The 15,870-nt window shown below is 72.4% G+C and carries 18 protein-coding genes; 7 read left to right on the top strand and 11 right to left on the bottom strand.

Going from position 1 to position 15,870, the window contains the following annotated elements; genetic code table 11:
• The first annotated feature begins 133 nt into the window (after positions 1–133).
• Together ACFVZH_RS14995 and ACFVZH_RS15000 are read left to right on the top strand one after the other, a co-directional pair.
• Positions 134–496 carry a hypothetical protein gene (locus tag ACFVZH_RS14995; protein ID WP_384897155.1) on the top strand — a complete coding sequence of 121 codons (363 nt, stop codon included), beginning with the start codon at positions 134–136 and terminating at the stop codon, positions 494–496.
• A 2-nt stretch (positions 497–498) separates the two neighbouring features.
• The gene (locus ACFVZH_RS15000; RefSeq protein ID WP_384897158.1) at positions 499–933 is read left to right on the top strand and encodes a hypothetical protein; all 435 of its coding nucleotides are present in this window, start codon (positions 499–501) and stop codon (positions 931–933) included.
• A gap of 1 nt (position 934) precedes the next feature.
• On the opposite strand, the gene ACFVZH_RS15005 is transcribed toward ACFVZH_RS15000, so the two are convergent.
• The 3 genes from ACFVZH_RS15005 to ACFVZH_RS15015 form a co-directional block, all read right to left on the bottom strand.
• The gene (locus tag ACFVZH_RS15005) at positions 935–1,429 is read right to left on the bottom strand and encodes a GNAT family N-acetyltransferase (protein ID WP_384897162.1); all 495 of its coding nucleotides are present in this window, start codon (positions 1,427–1,429) and stop codon (positions 935–937) included.
• A gap of 36 nt (positions 1,430–1,465) precedes the next feature.
• Complete coding sequence (locus ACFVZH_RS15010) at positions 1,466–2,056, bottom strand: sigma-70 family RNA polymerase sigma factor (RefSeq protein WP_384897165.1); 591 nt, start codon at positions 2,054–2,056, stop codon at positions 1,466–1,468.
• Between the two features lie 108 nt (positions 2,057–2,164).
• A complete protein-coding gene (locus ACFVZH_RS15015; RefSeq protein WP_384897168.1) occupies positions 2,165–3,349 on the bottom strand; it encodes a glycerophosphodiester phosphodiesterase in 1,185 nt (394 codons plus the stop codon).
• Positions 3,350–3,593: 244 nt separating this feature from the next.
• Here ACFVZH_RS15015 and ACFVZH_RS15020 point away from each other — a divergent pair, with 244 nt between their 5' ends.
• Positions 3,594–4,265: a lysophospholipid acyltransferase family protein gene (locus tag ACFVZH_RS15020; protein ID WP_384897171.1), complete on the top strand. Its 672-nt coding sequence runs from the start codon at positions 3,594–3,596 to the stop codon at positions 4,263–4,265.
• A gap of 120 nt (positions 4,266–4,385) precedes the next feature.
• Here ACFVZH_RS15020 and ACFVZH_RS15025 read toward each other — a convergent pair whose 3' ends face one another.
• Entirely contained in the window at positions 4,386–5,930 is a 1,545-nt protein-coding gene (locus ACFVZH_RS15025; protein WP_384897174.1) for an MFS transporter, read from the bottom strand.
• A complete protein-coding gene (locus ACFVZH_RS15030; RefSeq protein ID WP_384897177.1) occupies positions 5,927–6,478 on the bottom strand; it encodes a TetR/AcrR family transcriptional regulator in 552 nt (183 codons plus the stop codon). Before ACFVZH_RS15030 ends, ACFVZH_RS15025 begins: the two co-directional genes overlap by 4 nt.
• A gap of 70 nt (positions 6,479–6,548) precedes the next feature.
• On the opposite strand from ACFVZH_RS15030, the gene ACFVZH_RS15035 reads away from it, so the two are divergent.
• Positions 6,549–7,133: a GNAT family N-acetyltransferase gene (locus ACFVZH_RS15035; RefSeq protein ID WP_384897180.1), complete on the top strand. Its 585-nt coding sequence runs from the start codon at positions 6,549–6,551 to the stop codon at positions 7,131–7,133.
• Between the two features lie 115 nt (positions 7,134–7,248).
• Here the strand turns inward: ACFVZH_RS15035 and argH are convergent, their stop codons facing one another.
• A complete protein-coding gene (argH, locus tag ACFVZH_RS15040) occupies positions 7,249–8,679 on the bottom strand; it encodes an argininosuccinate lyase (protein ID WP_384897183.1) in 1,431 nt (476 codons plus the stop codon).
• A 285-nt stretch (positions 8,680–8,964) separates the two neighbouring features.
• Here argH and ACFVZH_RS15045 point away from each other — a divergent pair, with 285 nt between their 5' ends.
• The 3 genes from ACFVZH_RS15045 to ACFVZH_RS15055 all read left to right on the top strand — a co-directional run bounded on the left by ACFVZH_RS15045 (position 8,965) and on the right by ACFVZH_RS15055 (position 10,779).
• The gene (locus tag ACFVZH_RS15045; protein ID WP_384897186.1) at positions 8,965–9,126 is read left to right on the top strand and encodes a hypothetical protein; all 162 of its coding nucleotides are present in this window, start codon (positions 8,965–8,967) and stop codon (positions 9,124–9,126) included.
• A 307-nt stretch (positions 9,127–9,433) separates the two neighbouring features.
• Positions 9,434–10,033: a pyridoxamine 5'-phosphate oxidase family protein gene (locus tag ACFVZH_RS15050; RefSeq protein ID WP_384897188.1), complete on the top strand. Its 600-nt coding sequence runs from the start codon at positions 9,434–9,436 to the stop codon at positions 10,031–10,033.
• 47 nt (positions 10,034–10,080) lie between these two features.
• Positions 10,081–10,779 carry a L,D-transpeptidase family protein gene (locus ACFVZH_RS15055; RefSeq protein WP_384897191.1) on the top strand — a complete coding sequence of 233 codons (699 nt, stop codon included), beginning with the start codon at positions 10,081–10,083 and terminating at the stop codon, positions 10,777–10,779.
• A gap of 21 nt (positions 10,780–10,800) precedes the next feature.
• Here ACFVZH_RS15055 and ACFVZH_RS15060 read toward each other — a convergent pair whose 3' ends face one another.
• The 5 genes from ACFVZH_RS15060 to argC are packed head-to-tail and all read right to left on the bottom strand — an operon-like array spanning position 10,801 to position 15,640.
• The gene (locus tag ACFVZH_RS15060; RefSeq protein WP_384897194.1) at positions 10,801–11,331 is read right to left on the bottom strand and encodes an arginine repressor; all 531 of its coding nucleotides are present in this window, start codon (positions 11,329–11,331) and stop codon (positions 10,801–10,803) included.
• A gap of 7 nt (positions 11,332–11,338) precedes the next feature.
• Positions 11,339–12,550 (bottom strand): acetylornithine transaminase, encoded by a 1,212-nt coding sequence (locus tag ACFVZH_RS15065; RefSeq protein WP_384897197.1) that lies wholly within the window; start codon positions 12,548–12,550, stop codon positions 11,339–11,341.
• Positions 12,547–13,452: an acetylglutamate kinase gene (argB, locus tag ACFVZH_RS15070; protein ID WP_384897200.1), complete on the bottom strand. Its 906-nt coding sequence runs from the start codon at positions 13,450–13,452 to the stop codon at positions 12,547–12,549. The genes ACFVZH_RS15065 and argB overlap by 4 nt, the downstream gene beginning before the upstream one ends.
• Complete coding sequence (argJ, locus tag ACFVZH_RS15075) at positions 13,449–14,615, bottom strand: bifunctional glutamate N-acetyltransferase/amino-acid acetyltransferase ArgJ (RefSeq protein ID WP_384897203.1); 1,167 nt, start codon at positions 14,613–14,615, stop codon at positions 13,449–13,451. Before argJ ends, argB begins: the two co-directional genes overlap by 4 nt.
• Positions 14,612–15,640 (bottom strand): N-acetyl-gamma-glutamyl-phosphate reductase, encoded by a 1,029-nt coding sequence (argC, locus tag ACFVZH_RS15080; protein ID WP_384897206.1) that lies wholly within the window; start codon positions 15,638–15,640, stop codon positions 14,612–14,614. Before argC ends, argJ begins: the two co-directional genes overlap by 4 nt.
• Positions 15,641–15,870 lie beyond the last annotated feature (230 nt).

Consider the following 15,870-nt stretch of genomic DNA (forward strand, 5'->3'; position numbering starts at 1 on the left):
GGCCGACCCGCTCTCCGTTCCCGGGGCGGAGGGCAGGCCGAAGGAGCGGGCCGGGGGGCAGGCCGGGGACGGGTCAGGGGCGGGCCGGGGGGCGGGCGCATCGGGCCCTTCGGGCCGTAATACCCTCGGGCGCATGCTTGACGTCCTGACGGTCGCGGTCTCCGTGGCCGCGCTCGCCCTCGCCGCCTGGTGCGGCTTCGCCGCCTTCCGGGACCAGTCGACCAAGGACTGGCACTTCATCGGCATGGCCGTGGTGACGTTCCTCGTCCTGGTCCAGCTGGTGGTCGGCATCGTGCAGCTGGTGCGCGGCGAGAACGCCGAGGAGGGGACGACGATCTTCGTCGCCTATCTCCTCGGCGCGCTCTGCGCGGTGCCCATCGCCGGGTTCATGTCGCTCGCGGAGCGCAGCCGGTGGGGTTCGGCGACGGTGGCGGCCGGCGCGGTCGTGCTGGCCGTGCTCGAAGTGCGTCTCTACGACATCTGGACGGTGGGCTGACCATGACCGCGACACAGGAGAAGGCGGCACAGGGCACGAGGAACCGCCTCGTCACGGGCCCGGGCATCCTGCTCGTCTGGCTGTACGGCGTGATGTCGGTCGGCGCGGTCTCCCGCTCGATCTACCAGATCGCGACCGAGTTCGACCGGGCTCCGCTCGCGTACAGCCTGTCGGCGGTCGCGGCCGTGGTCTACGCGTTCATCACGTACACGCTGGTACGCGGCGGGGAGACGGCCCGCAGGGCGGCGCTGGTGTGCTGCGCCGCCGAGCTCACGGGCGTGCTGGTCGTGGGGACCTGGACGCTGGTCGAGCCGTCCGCCTTCCCGGACGCGACGGTCTGGTCGGACTACGGCTACGGCTACCTCTTCATCCCGGTCCTGCTGCCGCTGACCGGCATCTGGTGGCTGCGGCGGTCGCGGGCGGTGTCGGCCGCCTGAGTCAGGCGGCCTTCTCCAGGGTCACCAGGGTGATCCTGGGCCCGAGTTCGCGGGTGGCGACCTGCTCGTACCCCTTGCTGCGGTAGAGCCGCAGATTGCCCTCGCTGCGGTGGCCGGTGAAGAGCTGGAAGCGCTTGGCCGGCGGTACGGGGAGCTGCTCGCCGCCGGACGCGAAGTGACGCTCGATGCCGTCGAGGAGCCGGCCGCCGAGGCCGTGCCGCTGCATGCGCGGGTGGACGATCAGCTTGGCGATCCGTACCGTGCCGTCCTCGTCGAGGCGGGCCCGGACGGAGGCGACGACCTCGTCGCCGAGCCGGGCCACGAGTCCGTGCCCCTCGTCGAGTTCGGCGCGCAGCGCGTCGAGCGACTGGGTGAGCGGTTCGATGGACCAGTCCCCGTAGAGCTCCGCCTCGCTCTGGTAGCAGAGGTACTGCAGCTTCAGGATGTGCTCCGCGTCCCGCTCGTCCGCCGCTGAGATGGTCACACTCAGGCCCATGTGTGCACGCCTCCCGCTCATCTGTCGATCATCGGTTTACCGCACCCTTCCCCGTCGACCCGGGGCGGGAACCTCTGCCGCCAGCATTCTGCGCAGGCATCCCAGGCATCGGGAACGCATCGGCCCCAGACTTCCCTGTGAGATACCCAACTCTCCTGCGATTTCCCGGTAGGTGGGGTCTTCCGGGTCGAGCATCGCCGTGAGCACCCGGGGACAGCGGCCGGGTGTCCGGGTGACGGCGGCACGCAGCGTGCGGCGGCCCTCGGCGGCCATCAGGGAGTGCTCCGGCGAGCCGTGGGGCTCGGCGCCGCCCGCCTCGTGGACGGGCTCGCCCGGGTAGGGGCGCTCCCTGTCGGTGGTCCGGCGGGCGCGGCGGGCCTCCGCGCGGACGGCCCTGCGCAGCCATTCGGCGGGCCTCTCGGGAGCGCCCGTCTCCTGGAGCCGTTCCAGCAGACGCAGCCAGACGGCCTGCTCCAGGTCGCCCGGCTCGACCCCGGCGGCCGGCGCCTCGGCGTCCGACTCGGCGGCCAGCAGGGGCGCGAGGGCGGCGAGGAGGCCGGGGGCGGTGTCGGCCCCGTGGGCGGTGTCGGGGGTGACGAAGGGCGCGGGAGTGGTGGGGGTGGTCATGACCGGCACGATGCGGGGGCACGTGGGTGCGGTTGCGGTACGGGGCGTAAACCACCCGGGAGGGGGGCGTGCGGGCGCGGTGGCCCGGCCCGCACGGCCCCCGGCGGGTCAGTCGCGGGCGGTGAGGTCCGCGGCGGCGAGCAGGGCGGTGTCCGTGTTGTCGGAGAAGATGCCGTCGATGCCCGTCTCCAGGTACCGCTTCAGGGCGCCGAAGGCGTCGCCGTAGGCGTTCGGGTCCGTGCCGCGGCGGAACTCGGCGGGCAGGAAGGTGTTCTCGTTGCGGTGCGTGTACGGGTGGAGGATCAGCCCTTCCGCGTGCGCGTCCCGGACCAGGGTGGTCGGGGTGCCGAGGCGGCCGCCCGCGTCCTTGGGGATGATCAGGTCGAGCGTGGGGCCGATGCCCTGTGCGTAGGAGGAGATCCAGCGCAGGCCGGCGGGCGTGACCAGGTCGGCGACGGTGCGCGGGTCCCCGGCCTGGACGAAGTCCCAGGGGCGGCTGCCCGCGCCGGAGAGCAGGACGACGCGCGGGGAGTCCACCAGCTTCGCCAGGCGCTGGATGCTGCTCGGCTCGAAGGACTGCAGGAAGACCGGGGAGTTCGCGCGGTGGCGTCCGTACCGGCGCAGGAGCTTCGCCAGCCGCTCCTCGAGTCCGAGCCCGAGGGAGCGGAAGTAGGTGGGGTGCTTGGTCTCGACGTGCAGCCAGATCTCGCGGCCCCGGCGGCGGCCCTCGTCCTCGGCCCAGCGCAGGACCTCCTCGAAGGTGGGGACCGACCAGCGGCCGTCGTAGAGGGTGTTCTCCTGGCGGGTGCCGGGGATGCGCTCCTTGGCCCGCAGGGTCCTGAGCTCGGCGAGCGTGAAGTCCTCGGTGAACCAGCCGGTGAGGGAGACGCCGTCGACGCTCTTGGTGGTCTTCCGGGAGGCGAACTCCGGGTGGTCGGCGACGTCGGTGGTGCCGGTGATGTCGTTCTCGTGACGGCATACGAGGTGCCCGTCCTTGGTGGGGACGAGGTCCTGCTCGATGACGTGGGCGCCGAGGTCGAGCGCGTGCCGGTAGGAGCCGAGGGTGTGCTCCGGGCGGTAGCCGCTGGCGCCGCGGTGGGCGATGACCGTGGGGACGGGCAGGGAACGGTAGCCGTGTCCGTGGCCCGCGCCCCGGCCGGTGGCGCCGCTCCGGGGCTCGTCGGCGTGGGCGGCGCCCGCGGGGAGGACCGTCGTGGCCCCCAGTACGGCCGCCGCTCCGGCGGCGCCGAGTACGGTCCGCCGTGCCGGGGTCCGGTGCGCACCCTGTGTCATGAGGCTCCTCCTGTGTGATGTCCCGTACCTGTCATCGGGGGTTCCGACGCTAGGCAAGAACGCCCTACGGGCGGCAGACCTCGGCCGAACATGGCGGAAACACACGTCAACACTGCGTATCCACTTGGTGAACCCGATGTGCGGACGGCGGTGACCCGCGAGTATCGTCGCCAGCTGCACCGTCGGCTCGACTGACGCGCACGACCGACTCGCTCGACCGACCCGCGTCACACCGGAGGAACCGTTGTCCCGTCTCGCGATCATCAAGGCAGTGCTCGGTCCGGTCATGCGCCTGATGTTCCGCCCCCGCGTGGAGGGCGCCGAGAACATCCCGGGCACCGGGCCCGTCATCCTGGCGGGCAACCACCTGACCTTCATCGACTCGATGATCATGCCGATCTGCCTGGACCGCCCGGTCTACTTCATCGGCAAGGACGAGTACGTGACGGGCAAGGGGCTCAAGGGCCGGGCGATGGCCTGGTTCTTCACCAGCGTCGGCATGATCCCGGTGGACCGGGACGGCGGCCGCGGCGGTGTCGCGGCCCTGATGACCGGCCGCCGGGTGCTGGAGGAGGGCAAGATCTTCTCGATCTACCCGGAGGGCACCCGCTCCCCCGACGGCCGGCTGTACCGGGGCCGTACGGGCATCGCCCGGCTCACCCTGATGACCGGCGCGCCGGTGGTGCCGTTCGCGATGATCGGCACCGACAAGATCCAGCCGGGCGGGGCGGGCTTCCCGCGTCCGGGCCGGGTGACGGTCCGCTTCGGCGAGGCGATGGAGTTCTCCCGGTACGACGGCATGGACCGCGACCGCTATGTGCTGCGGGCGGTGACGGACTCGGTGATGGCCGAGGTGATGCGCCTGTCCGGGCAGGAGTACGTGGACATGTACGCCACGAAGGCGAAGGCCGCGTAGGTCCGATGGGTCGACGCCGCTCCCGGCGGTGAGAGCCGCTCCCGGCGATATGCGTGAAGGTGCCCCGTACGGCCTCGGCCGTACGGGGCACCTTCACATGCTCGGGACTCGCCGGACGCGTCAGTGCTCGACGCCGTCCTCCAGCTTCTGGCCCCTGAGCAGGAACCAGGCCGCGACCGCCGTCGCGAGGAGGACCGCGGCGCCGACGCCGGCCGCGATCCGCAGGCCGTCGACGAACGCCTCCTGGGCCGCCGACACCAGGGCCGTCGCGGTGTCCGGGGCGAGGCCGCCGGATGCCTCGACCGCGCCGCCGAGCGACTCGTGGGCGGCCGACGCGAGGTCGGAGGGGACACCGGCCGGGGTGGCGAAGCCCTGGTAGACGCCGGTCACGATCGAGCCGAGGACGGCGATGCCGAGGGCGGCGCCCAGTTCGTACGCCGTCTCGGAGACTGCGGACGCGGATCCGGCCTGCTCCTTCGGGACGCTGGACAGGATCACGTCGGCGGTGACGGTGAACGCGAAGCCCGCGCCCACGCCGACGACGAGCAGGCTCGCGCCGAGCAGGGCGTAACCGGTGTGCTGGTCGAGGGTGGTCAGGACGGCGAGGGAGAGTCCGACCGCCGCGAGACCGCCGGCCACCACGGACCGCACGGAGAAGCGGCGGGCGGCGACACCGGCCGCCAGACCGGCCGTCACGGCGCCGATCGCGGCCGGCAGCTCGGCGAGTCCGGCCTCCAGGGGCGCCCGGCCCTGCACCAGCTGGAAGAACTGGGACAGGAAGAACACCAGGCCGGAAAGGCCGAGGATGGTCAGCAGGTCGGCGAGGACGGCGCCGGAGAAACCGCGGTGACGGAAGAGGCGCATGTCCAGCAGCGGCACCGGCAGGGTGAGCTGCCTGCGGACGAACCCGGCAAGACCGGCGACACCGGCGAGGGCGGCGACACCGGCGTCCAGGGTCAGGCCGTGCGAGGCCAGCTCCTTGACCGCGTACACCAGGCCGATCATGCCGACGAGGGACAGGCCGACGCTGGGGACGTCCCAGGGACCCGGGTTCGGGTTCTTCGACTCGGGGATCAGCTTGATGCCGACCAGGACGAGGACGGCCATGACGGGCAGGTTGATGAGGAAGACCGAGCCCCACCAGAAGTGCTCCAGGAGGAACCCGCCGACGACCGGTCCGACGGCGGCGCCGGCCGAGGCCATGGCACCCCAGATACCGATGGCGAGGCTGCGCTCGCGCGGGTCGTGGAAGAGGTTTCGGATGAGCGCCAGGGTGGACGGCATCAGGGTCGCACCGGCGACGCCGAGCAGCGCGCGGGCCACGATCATCATCTCGGGGCTGGTCGCGTAGGCGTTCAGGACCGAGACGGCACCGAACGCGGTGGCGCCGATCAGCAGCAGCTTCTTGCGGCCGATGCGGTCGCCGAGGCTGCCCATGGAGACCAGGAGTCCGGCGATGACGAACGAGTAGACGTCACCGATCCAGAGCAGCTGGGTGCCGGACGGCTTCAGGTCCTCGGAGAGGAACGGGGTGGCGAGCCCCAGCACCGTGGCGTCGACCGCGACGAGGAGGACGGCCAGGACGAGAACGGAAAGGGCGAGCCACCGGCCGGGGCGGCGCACGCCCTCGATATGGCTCTTGGTCCTGAGGGTGCTGGTGCTCACTTCTCCACGCTCCTGCGCGCTCCGCCGAGCAGCAGCTCGGCGATCATGTACTGAAAGTCCTTGGCGGCGACCCGGCCGTCGTGCACGGCCCAGGCGCCGGATCCGACCAGCCCGTAGAAGGCCTCGGACAGCCAGGCGGGGGTCAGGTCGATCCGGAAGACGCCGTTCTCCTGGCCGCGCCGGAAGAGGGCCACGATCCGGGCGTCTATGCGGGCCCAGCCCTCGTTCTGCTCGTCGCCCTCGAACAGCTGGTTCTCGGTGACCAGGAACGAGAGCAGCGGGGCGACGGGCTCCACCTCGGCGATGAGTCGCCGGACGGCCTCGTCCTCGGGGCCCTCGTCGAGCCGGGCCCGGTCGTGCGCCTGCTCCAGCTCCTCGAGTCCGAGCTCTTCGAGCGCCCTGACCAGCGCTTCCCGCCCGGCGAACAGGCGGTGCAGCGTGGCCCGGCCGATCCCTGCCGCTCGGGCGACCTCGTCCATCGTGGCGGTCGCTTTACGGGAGAGAAGGGCGGCGGCGCTGCGGAGCACGTGGTTGCGATCGACTGCCATGAGACGACCATACACCAAATGAGACATGAATGTCTCATTCTTGAGGCGGGTGTCGCCCTATGCTCGGCGGATGGACTCCTCCGTCACCCTGCGGGCCGCCGCGACACCGGCCCTCCCCGCCCTCGTCCTCCGCCCCTGGTGCGCGCGGGACATCCCCTCGCTCATCGAGGCGTGCCGGGATCCCGTACTGCGCCACTGGACGAGCCACCGAGTGGACGACGAGGCCGACGGGGCCCGGTGGCTGGAGAGCCAGCAGAGGGGCTGGGCCACCGGGGAACGCTTCGCCTTCGCGGTCCTGGAGGAAGGACCCGACGGGGAGGAGGGCCCCCTGGCGGGCAACACGGTCCTCAAGGGAGTCGCCCCCGGCGACCCGGCGGCCGAGGTGGGCTACTGGACCGCCGCGCACGCGCGCGGGAAAGGCGTCGCTTCGCGCGCGCTGGAGGTGCTCACGGAGTGGGCCTTCGGGACCTTCGGGCCGGACGGCCTGGAGCGGCTCGACCTGCTGCACCAGGTCGACAACCCGGCGTCGTGCCGCGTCGCCTCCAAGAGCGGGTACTCCTTCGACCGCGTACTGCCGGCGACGCCGCCCGCCTACCCCCGCGACGGCCACCTGCACGTCCGGCGCGCGGGCGACCGGGGACGTCCGAACGCCTGAGTGCCTGAGTGCGTTCTGAACGTCTGAACGTCTGCGGTCACGCGGACCGGAACATGCCGAGGCGCCGCCCGGAGGGGGCGGCGCCTCGATGACGTGCGGAGTCCCGGTACGGGAACTACTTCTGCTTGGCGACGGCCCAGGCGTGCTGGATCACCAGGTCCGCCTTGACCTCCACGAGCTGGGTGGCGACGGCGGAGGGGGCGGTGCCGCCGCGGCCGTCGCGGGAGGCGAGGGCGCCGGGGACGTTGAGGACCGTGCGGACCTCGGGGGTGAGGTGCTCCGAGATCTTGACGAACTGCTCGTCGGTGAGTTCGTCCAGCTCCTTGCCCTCGGACTCGGCGACCTTGACGCACTCGCCGGCGACCTCGTGCGCCACCCGGAACGGGACGCCCTGCTTGACCAGCCACTCCGCGATGTCCGTCGCGAGGGAGAAGCCGGCGGGGGCCAGCTCCTCCATGCGCTCGCGGTGGACGGTGAGGGTGGCCATCATGCCGGTGAAGGCCGGCAGCAGGACCTCCAGCTGGTCGCAGGAGTCGAAGACCGGCTCCTTGTCCTCCTGGAGGTCACGGTTGTACGCGAGGGGGAGGGCCTTGAGGGTGGCGAGGAGGCCCGACAGGTTGCCGATCAGGCGGCCGGACTTGCCCCGGGCCAGCTCGGCGATGTCCGGGTTCTTCTTCTGCGGCATGATCGACGAGCCGGTCGAGAAGGCGTCGTGCAGGGTCACGAAGGAGAACTCCTTCGTGTTCCAGATGATGATCTCCTCCGCGATCCGCGAGAGGTTGATGCCGATCATCGCGGTGATGAAGGCGAACTCGGCGACGAAGTCGCGCGAGGCCGTGCCGTCGATCGAGTTGCCCGCCGAACCCCGCTCGAAGCCGAGGTCCTTCGCGACCGCCTCCGGGTCGAGCCCCAGCGAGGAGCCCGCGAGGGCGCCGGAGCCGTACGGGGAGACCGCCGTCCGGGTGTCCCACTGCCGCAGCCGCTCGGCGTCCCGCGAGAGGGACTGGACGTGGGCCAGGACATGGTGGGCGAAGAGCACGGGCTGGGCGTGCTGAAGGTGCGTACGGCCGGGCATGGCCACGTCCGCGTGGGCCTCGGCGAGGCCGACCAGGGCGTCCTGGAGTTCGGCGACCAGGCCGCCGATGATCCGTGCGTGGTCCCGCAGGTACATCCGGAAGAGCGTGGCGACCTGGTCGTTGCGGGACCGGCCGGCGCGCAGCTTTCCGCCGAGGTCCGGGCCGAGCCGCTCCAGGAGGCCCCGCTCCAGGGCGGTGTGGACGTCCTCGTCGGCGATCGTGCCGACGAACGAGCCGTCGGCGACGTCCGCCTCCAGCAGGTCGAGACCGGCCAGCATGCGGGTCAGCTCGTCCTCGGTCAGCAGGCCCGCCTTGCGCAGCACGCGCGCGTGGGCACGGGAACCGGCGATGTCGTACGGCGCCAGACGCCAGTCGAAGTGCACCGACGCCGACAGCTTCGCGAGGGCCTCGGCGGGGCCGTCGGCGAACCGGCCGCCCCAGAGCCGGACGTCACCGTTGTTGCTGCTCACAGCTGCTGCTCCTCAGGAGAGTGGGTCTACCGCCGCCTCCCAACCCGGGCCTTGGACGGGGAAGCCGGCCTGTTCAACGCGTGCGGGTCACGCCAGGTCGCGCCGGACGGCGATCACGCGCCCCTCCGGTAGGCATAACTATGCAATCCACCGTATGTTTTGTCAACGCGGTGTCCTGTCACCCGCCCGAAATCGAGCTGCGGCCGCCCCACCCGCTGCCCAGGCTCCGCGTCATGCCGAGCACCGCTTTCGACGACGTCACCGGCCGACTCTCGGTCCGCGCTCGTGCGCGCCTGCGCGCGCTGGGTCCTGCGCCAGGCGGGTTCCGACCCCGTGCCGCTCTACCGGGCCGCCTGCGCGGCCGGGGACTCGGTGCCCTCCGACGCTCCGCTCGGCCTCGCCGAGTGCGGCGACCGGGCCCAGGACGCCCTGTGCTGTGGGCGCTGACGGGGCACGGGCGGCCCCGGGTGCGGGCGAGCGCCGTGGCGGGGCTGCGCGTGCTCGACGCGGTGCGGCTCGAGCGCCTCGCGCCGCTGCTGGCCGACGACTCCCCGCGGGTCGCCCGCGCGGCCGTCGCGGGCGCTGGCCCCCTGGGCGGACCACTTTCCCGCCCCGCGCCGGGAGGCGACCCCTCCCCCGGCCGACGGTCGAATCCGGCGGACGCTCCGCTTCGGCATCGGACGCAACGGCCGGTGGCCGACCGGGGCTTGAGACGGGTGGGCCGCGGGCGGGCGAGGCGAGCAGAATGCCCGTCATGGGTAAGACATACGAACGTATCGACGGACGACTGCGGGCCTTCATCGAGGCGCAGCCGGTGTTCTTCACGGCGACGGCGCCGCTGGCCGGGGACGGTCACGTCAACCTCTCGCCGAAGGGGCGGAAGGGCACTCTCGTCGTGCTCGACGAGCTGACCCTGGCCTACGTCGATTTCGGCGGCAGCAGCGCAGAGACCATCGCCCATCTGCGGGAGCCGGGAAACGGCCGGATCACGCTCATGTGGACCGCGTTCGCGGGGCCGCCGACGGTCGTGCGGGTGCACGGGACCGGGGAGGCCGTACTGCGGGACGACCCGCGCTGGGGTGAGCTGTTCGCGCGGTTCCCGGCCGAGGCCGTGGAGGGGCAGGGCAGCGCGCGGGCGATCGTCCTCGTGCACGCGCGGCGGGTGAGCGACGCCTGCGGGTACGCCGTGCCGCTGATGGAGTACCAGGAGGACCGGTCGCTGCACGCCGAGTACTTCAACCGGAAGACGGACGAGGAGTTCAACGCGTACTGCACGCGCAAGGACCACATCGCCAGCAGCCTCGACGGGCTGCCCGCGCTGCCCTTGCCGCTGCCTCCGCTGCCCGCCGAATAGCCCCGTCCGGCGGGCGGGGGCGTACGGGCGGACCTAGCGTCGCGGCCATGCGTATTCTGCTCGCCCTCGGAGCCGCGCTGCTGTCCCTGGCGGCCGCGCCCGCGCCCGTACCCGCGCCCGTGTCCCTGCCCGGGCGGATGGCGGACACGGGCGGCGGCTCGCAGCTGATCACGGCCGAGGCCGCCGGCACGGACGCCACCACGGGCACCCTGACCTGGTGGGACCGGCGCGGCGGCCGGTGGGTGGAGGCGGGGTCGGCGCCCGCGCGGTTCGGGGCGAACGGGCTCGCCGAGGGGACGGGGCGCCGGCAGGGCACGAACACCACGCCGACCGGGCTCTTCCGGCTGCCGTACGCCTTCGGGGCCGCGCCCGCGCCGGCGGGGACCTCGTACCGCTACGCGCGGGTGACCGAGCGGTCCTGGTGGTGCCAGGACAACGCCTCGCGCGCGTACAACCGCTGGACCGAGGGCCTGCCCCGGGACTGCCGGGCCGCCGAGGCCGAGCGTCTCGCCGCGTACAGGACGCAGTACGCGCACGCGCTGGTCATCGGTTTCAACTACGACCGGCCGGTGCGCGGGCGCGGGGCCGGGATCTTCCTGCACGTCAACGGGCGTGGCGCGACCGCCGGTTGTGTGTCCGTACCGGCGGAGGCGATGCGCGCGGTGCTCGCCTGGGCCGATCCCGCGCGCCGGCCGCACATCGCCGTCGGAACGCGGGGCGGTCCGACGGCGATCACGCGCTACTGAGCCCCCGGGGGGCGTGCGGTGCTACTTCTGTGCCAGCTTCAGCAGGTGGTCGGCGAGCGCCTGGCCGCCCGCCGGGTCGCGGCTGATCAGCAGGAGGGTGTCGTCACCCGCGATCGTGCCGAGGATGGCGTGCAGTTCCGCCTGGTCGATGGCCGACGCGAGGAACTGGGCCGCACCCGGCGGCGTCCGCAGCACCACCAGGTTCGCCGATGCCTCGGCGGCGATCAGCAGCTCGCTGGAGAGCCGCCGCATGCGCTCCTCCTTGGCGGACTCGCCGAGCGGGGCCTGCGGGGTGCGGAAGCCGCCCTCGCTGGGCACCGCGTAGATCAGCTCGCCGCCGGTGTTGCGGATCTTCACCGCGCCCAGCTCGTCGAGGTCGCGGGAGAGCGTCGCCTGCGTGACGCTCAGCCCGTCGTCCGCGAGGAGCTTGGCGAGCTGGCTCTGCGACCGCACCGGCTGCCGGTTGAGGATGTCGACGATCCTGCGGTGGCGTGCGGTGCGGGTCTGCGGAACGGACGGCCCTCCGTGCTCGTTCTCCTGCGCGTCGGTCATCGTCGTCTCATTCTCCGCTTCGTCCTTGCCCGTTCGCCACGTCGAGGACTCCGGGCAGGACCTGGAGGAAGGCGTCCGCCTCGGCGTCGGCGAGGACCAGCGGAGGCATGATCCGTACGACATCGGGGGCGGGCGCGTTCACCAGGAGGCCGGCGTCCTGAGCCGCCTGCTGCACCTGGGGTGCGAGGGACTCCGTGAGCACGATACCCAGCAGGAGGCCCGCACCACGGACGTGGGAGACCAGGGGATGGCCCAGACCCTCGATTCCCTGGCGCAGCCGCTCGCCGACCGACTTCACGTGATCGAGGGCCGCGTCGGCGCCGAGGGTGTCCAGGACGGCGAGGCCGGCGGCGCAGGCGACCGGGTTGCCGCCGAAGGTGGTGCCGTGGTGGCCGGGGGCGAAGAGCTCCGCGGCCTCGCCGAAGGCGACGGTCGCGCCGAGCGGCAGACCGCCGCCGAGGCCCTTGGCGAGGGTGACGACGTCCGGCTCGACGCCCTCGTGCGCCTGGTACTCGAACCAGTGGCCGCACCGGCCGATGCCGGTCTGGACCTCGTCGAGGACGAGCAGGGTGCCGGTGGCTCGGGTGATCTCCCGGGCCGCCCTGAGGTACCCGGCGGGCGGCACGACGACGCCGTTCTCGCCCTGGATCGGCTCGATGATCACGAGGGCGGTGTCCTCGGTGACCGCGGCGCGCAGGGCCTCGGCGTCGCCGTACGGGACGTGGGTGACGTCGCCGGGCAGCGGCAGGAAGGGGGTCTGCTTGGCGGGCTGGCCGGTGAGGGCGAGGGAGCCCATGGTCCGGCCGTGGAAGCCGCCCTGGGTGGCGACCATGTGGGAGCGGCCGGTGAGCCGGCCGATCTTGAAGGCCCCTTCGACGGCCTCGGCGCCCGAGTTGCAGAAGAAGACCTTGCCGGGCCGGCCGAAGAGGCCCAGGAGGCGCTCGGCGAGGGCGACGGGCGGCTCGGCGACGAAGAGGTTGGAGACGTGGCCGAGGCGCTGGATCTGCGTCGTGACGGCCTCGACGACCGCCGGGTGGCCGTGGCCGAGGGCGTTGACGGCGATGCCGCCGACGAAGTCCAGGTACGCGTTGCCGTCGGCGTCCCAGACCTTGGCGCCCTCACCGCGGACGAGGGGCAGCCGGGGGGTGCCGTAGTTGTTCATGAGCGAGCCCTGCCACCGCCGGGTCAGCTCCGTGTTGCCGTTCCGTTCGGCGCTCATTTCGCCCCCTGATCGTCCGGCACGACCATCGTGCCGATGCCCTCGTCGGTGAAGATCTCCAGCAGGATCGAGTGCTGCACCCGTCCGTCGATGACGCGGGCCGTGGTGACCCCGTTCCGAACGGCGTGCAGGCAGCCCTCCATCTTGGGGACCATGCCGCTGGAGAGCTCGGGCAGGAGCTTCTCCAGCTGGCTCGCGGTGAGCCGGCTGATGACCTCGTCGCTGTTCGGCCAGTCCTCGTAGAGGCCCTCGACGTCGGTCAGGACCATCAGGGTCTCGGCGCCCAGCGCCGCAGCGAGTGCCGCAGCCGCCGTATCAGCATTGACGTTGTAGACATGTCCGTCGTCCTGGGAGCGGGCGATGGAGGAGATGACCGGGATCCGGCCGTCCTCCAGGAGTGCCTCGATGGCGCCGGTGTCGATGGCGGTGATCTCGCCGACCCGGCCGATGTCGATCCGTTCGCCGTCGACGACCGGCCGGTGCTTGGTGGCGGTGATGGTGTGGGCGTCCTCGCCGGTGAGACCGACGGCGAGCGGGCCGTGCTGGTTGAGCAGCCCGACGAGCTCGCGCTGGACCTGGCCGGCGAGGACCATCCGTACGACGTCCATGGCGTCCTCGGTGGTGACCCGCAGGCCGGCCTTGAACTCGCTGACGATGCCGTGCCGGTCGAGGGCGGCGCTGATCTGGGGGCCGCCGCCGTGCACCACGACCGGCTTGAGGCCGGCGTGGCGCAGGAAGACGACGTCCTGGGCGAAGGCGGCCTTGAGGTCGTCGTCGATCATGGCGTTGCCGCCGAACTTGATGACGACCGTCTTGCCGTGGTGGCGGGTGAGCCAGGGCAGTGCCTCGATGAGGATCTGGGCCTTCGGGAGGGCGGTGTGTTTCCGCGCGGAGTTGCTCATGACGAGTACGCGCTGTTCTCGTGGACGTAGTCGGCGGTGAGGTCGTTGGCCCAGATCACGGCGGACTCGGAGCCGGCGGCCAGGTCGGCGGTGATGGTGACCTCCCGGTAGCGCATGTCGACGAGCTCGCGGTCCTCGCCGACGGAGCCGTTCCTGCAGACCCAGACGCCGTTGATGGCGACGTTGAGCTCGTCGGGCTCGAAGGCGGCCGCGGTGGTGCCGATGGCGGAGAGGACGCGGCCCCAGTTGGGGTCCTCGCCGTGGATCGCGCACTTGAGGAGGTTGTTGCGGGCGATGGAGCGGCCCACCTCGACGGCGTCGTCCTCGGTCGCCGCGTTGACCACCTCGATGCGGATGTCCTTGCTGGCGCCCTCGGCGTCGCCGATGAGCTGACGGGCGAGGTCGTCGCAGACGGCCCGTACGGCCCCGGTGAACTCGTCCTGCGCGGGGGTGGTGCCGGAGGCGCCGGAGGCGAGGAGGAGGACGGTGTCGTTGGTGGACATGCAGCCGTCGGAGTCGACCCGGTCGAAGGTGACGCGGGTGGCGCCGCGGAGGGCGCTGTCGAGGCCCGCCGCGTCGACGTCGGCGTCCGTGGTGAGGACGACGAGCATGGTGGCGAGGCCGGGGGCGAGCATGCCGGCGCCCTTGGCCATGCCGCCGACCGTCCAGCCGTCCTTGGTCACCACGGCGGTCTTGTGGACGGTGTCGGTGGTCTTGATGGCGATGGCGGCCTTCTCGCCGCCGTGCTCGGAGAGCTCGGCCGCGGCCTTCTCGACGCCGGGGAGGAGCTTGTCCATGGGGAGCAGGATGCCGATGAGGCCGGTGGAGGCGACGGCGACCTCGCCCGCGCCGACGTCCGTGCCCTGCTTGCTCAGGACCTCGGCCACCTTCTCGGCGGTGGCGTGGGTGTCCTGGAAGCCCTGGGGTCCGGTACAGGCGTTGGCGCCGCCGGAGTTGAGGACGACCGCGGTCAGTTCGCCGTCGGCGAGGACCTGCTGGGACCAGACGACGGGGGCGGCCTTGACGCGGTTGGAGGTGAAGACTCCCGCGGCGGCGCGGCGGGGCCCGGTGTTGACCACGAGGGCCAGGTCCGGGTTGCCGTTCTGCTTGATCCCGGCGGCGATGCCCGCCGCCGTGAATCCCTTCGCTGCGGTGACGCTCACGGAGCGACTCCAATCGTGGAAAGTCCGGTGTTCTCGGGGAGCCCGAGGGCGATGTTCATGCTCTGCACCGCGCCACCGGCGGTGCCCTTGGTCAGATTGTCGATGGCGCTGATGGCGATGATCCGGTTCGCGGCCGCGTCGTACGTGACCTGTACCTGAACGGCGTTGGAACCGTAGACGGACGCCGTGGCCGGCCACTGCCCCTCGGGCAGCAGGTGGACGAACGGCTCGTCCGCGTACGCCTTCTCGTACGCGGCCCGTACGGTCTCGGCGGTGACGCCCGGCTTCGCGGCGGCCGTGCAGGTGGCGAGGATGCCGCGGGGCATCGGGGCCAGCGTGGGCGTGAAGGAGACGGTGACCCGCTCCCCCGCCGGTCCGCTGAGGTTCTGGATCATCTCGGGGGTGTGGCGGTGGCCGCCGCCGACGCCGTACGGGGACATGTTGCCCATGACCTCGCTGCCGAGCAGGTGCGGCTTGGCGGCCTTGCCCGCCCCGGAGGTGCCGGAGGCGGCGACGATCACGGCCTCGGGCTCGGCGAGGCCGTTCGCGTACGCCGGGAAGAGCGCGAGCGAGACGGCGGTGGGGTAGCAGCCGGGCACGGCGACGCGCTTGGTGCCCTCCAGGGCGGCGCGGGCGCCGGGCAGTTCGGGGAGGCCGTAGGGCCAGGTGCCGGCGTGCGGGGAGCCGTAGTAGGTCTCCCAGTCGGCCGGGTCCGCGAGCCGGAAGTCGGCTCCCATGTCGACGACGAGGACGTCGGGTCCGAGCTGCTCGGCCACCGCGGCGGACTGCCCGTGCGGCAGGGCGAGGAAGACGACGTCGTGGCCGGCGAGCTCCTCGGCCGTGGTCGGCACGAGCACGCGGTCGGCGAGCGGGAGCAGGTGCGGCTGGAGGCCGCCGAGCCGCTGTCCGGCGTTCGAGTGGCCGGTCAGGGTGCCGATCTCGACGTCCGGGTGTCCCAGCAGAAGGCGCAGGAGCTCTCCGCCCGCGTATCCGCTCGCCCCTGCCACTGCTACTCGTACCGTCATCGAAACCCTCCTCATGGATGGCATGACTATACGTGCGTCCGCAGTTTTATGCAACGACAGGCCGGGGGTGCCGCCCCGCACTCGAACAGGGGGCGACCCTCGGCCCGCCCCGGAACGGAAGCGCCCGCGCCCCCCCCCGGCCACCCCCCCCCCCCCACCGGCGCGCCCGCCCGCGCCGCCCGCCCCCCCCACACGCACCGGGGGGGGAGAGATAACAACAAAACACAGGC

The organism is Streptomyces sp. NPDC059534 (assembly GCF_042743475.1).
Lineage (GTDB): Bacteria > Actinomycetota > Actinomycetes > Streptomycetales > Streptomycetaceae > Streptomyces.

Excerpts from the sequence above, each read along its gene's own strand:
- ACFVZH_RS14995 (WP_384897155.1), top strand. The coding sequence starts at position 134 with ATGCTTGACGTCCTGACGGTCGCGGTCTCCGTGGCCGCGCTCGCCCTC.
- ACFVZH_RS15000 (WP_384897158.1), top strand. The coding sequence starts at position 499 with ATGACCGCGACACAGGAGAAGGCGGCACAGGGCACGAGGAACCGCCTC.
- ACFVZH_RS15005 (WP_384897162.1), bottom strand. The coding sequence starts at position 1,429 with ATGGGCCTGAGTGTGACCATCTCAGCGGCGGACGAGCGGGACGCGGAG.
- ACFVZH_RS15010 (WP_384897165.1), bottom strand. The coding sequence starts at position 2,056 with ATGACCACCCCCACCACTCCCGCGCCCTTCGTCACCCCCGACACCGCC.
- ACFVZH_RS15015 (WP_384897168.1), bottom strand. The coding sequence starts at position 3,349 with ATGACACAGGGTGCGCACCGGACCCCGGCACGGCGGACCGTACTCGGC.
- ACFVZH_RS15030 (WP_384897177.1), bottom strand. The coding sequence starts at position 6,478 with ATGGCAGTCGATCGCAACCACGTGCTCCGCAGCGCCGCCGCCCTTCTC.
- ACFVZH_RS15035 (WP_384897180.1), top strand. The coding sequence starts at position 6,549 with ATGGACTCCTCCGTCACCCTGCGGGCCGCCGCGACACCGGCCCTCCCC.
- ACFVZH_RS15050 (WP_384897188.1), top strand. The coding sequence starts at position 9,434 with ATGGGTAAGACATACGAACGTATCGACGGACGACTGCGGGCCTTCATC.
- ACFVZH_RS15055 (WP_384897191.1), top strand. The coding sequence starts at position 10,081 with ATGCGTATTCTGCTCGCCCTCGGAGCCGCGCTGCTGTCCCTGGCGGCC.
- ACFVZH_RS15060 (WP_384897194.1), bottom strand. The coding sequence starts at position 11,331 with ATGACCGACGCGCAGGAGAACGAGCACGGAGGGCCGTCCGTTCCGCAG.
- ACFVZH_RS15065 (WP_384897197.1), bottom strand. The coding sequence starts at position 12,550 with ATGAGCGCCGAACGGAACGGCAACACGGAGCTGACCCGGCGGTGGCAG.
- argB (WP_384897200.1), bottom strand. The coding sequence starts at position 13,452 with ATGAGCAACTCCGCGCGGAAACACACCGCCCTCCCGAAGGCCCAGATC.
- argC (WP_384897206.1), bottom strand. The coding sequence starts at position 15,640 with ATGACGGTACGAGTAGCAGTGGCAGGGGCGAGCGGATACGCGGGCGGA.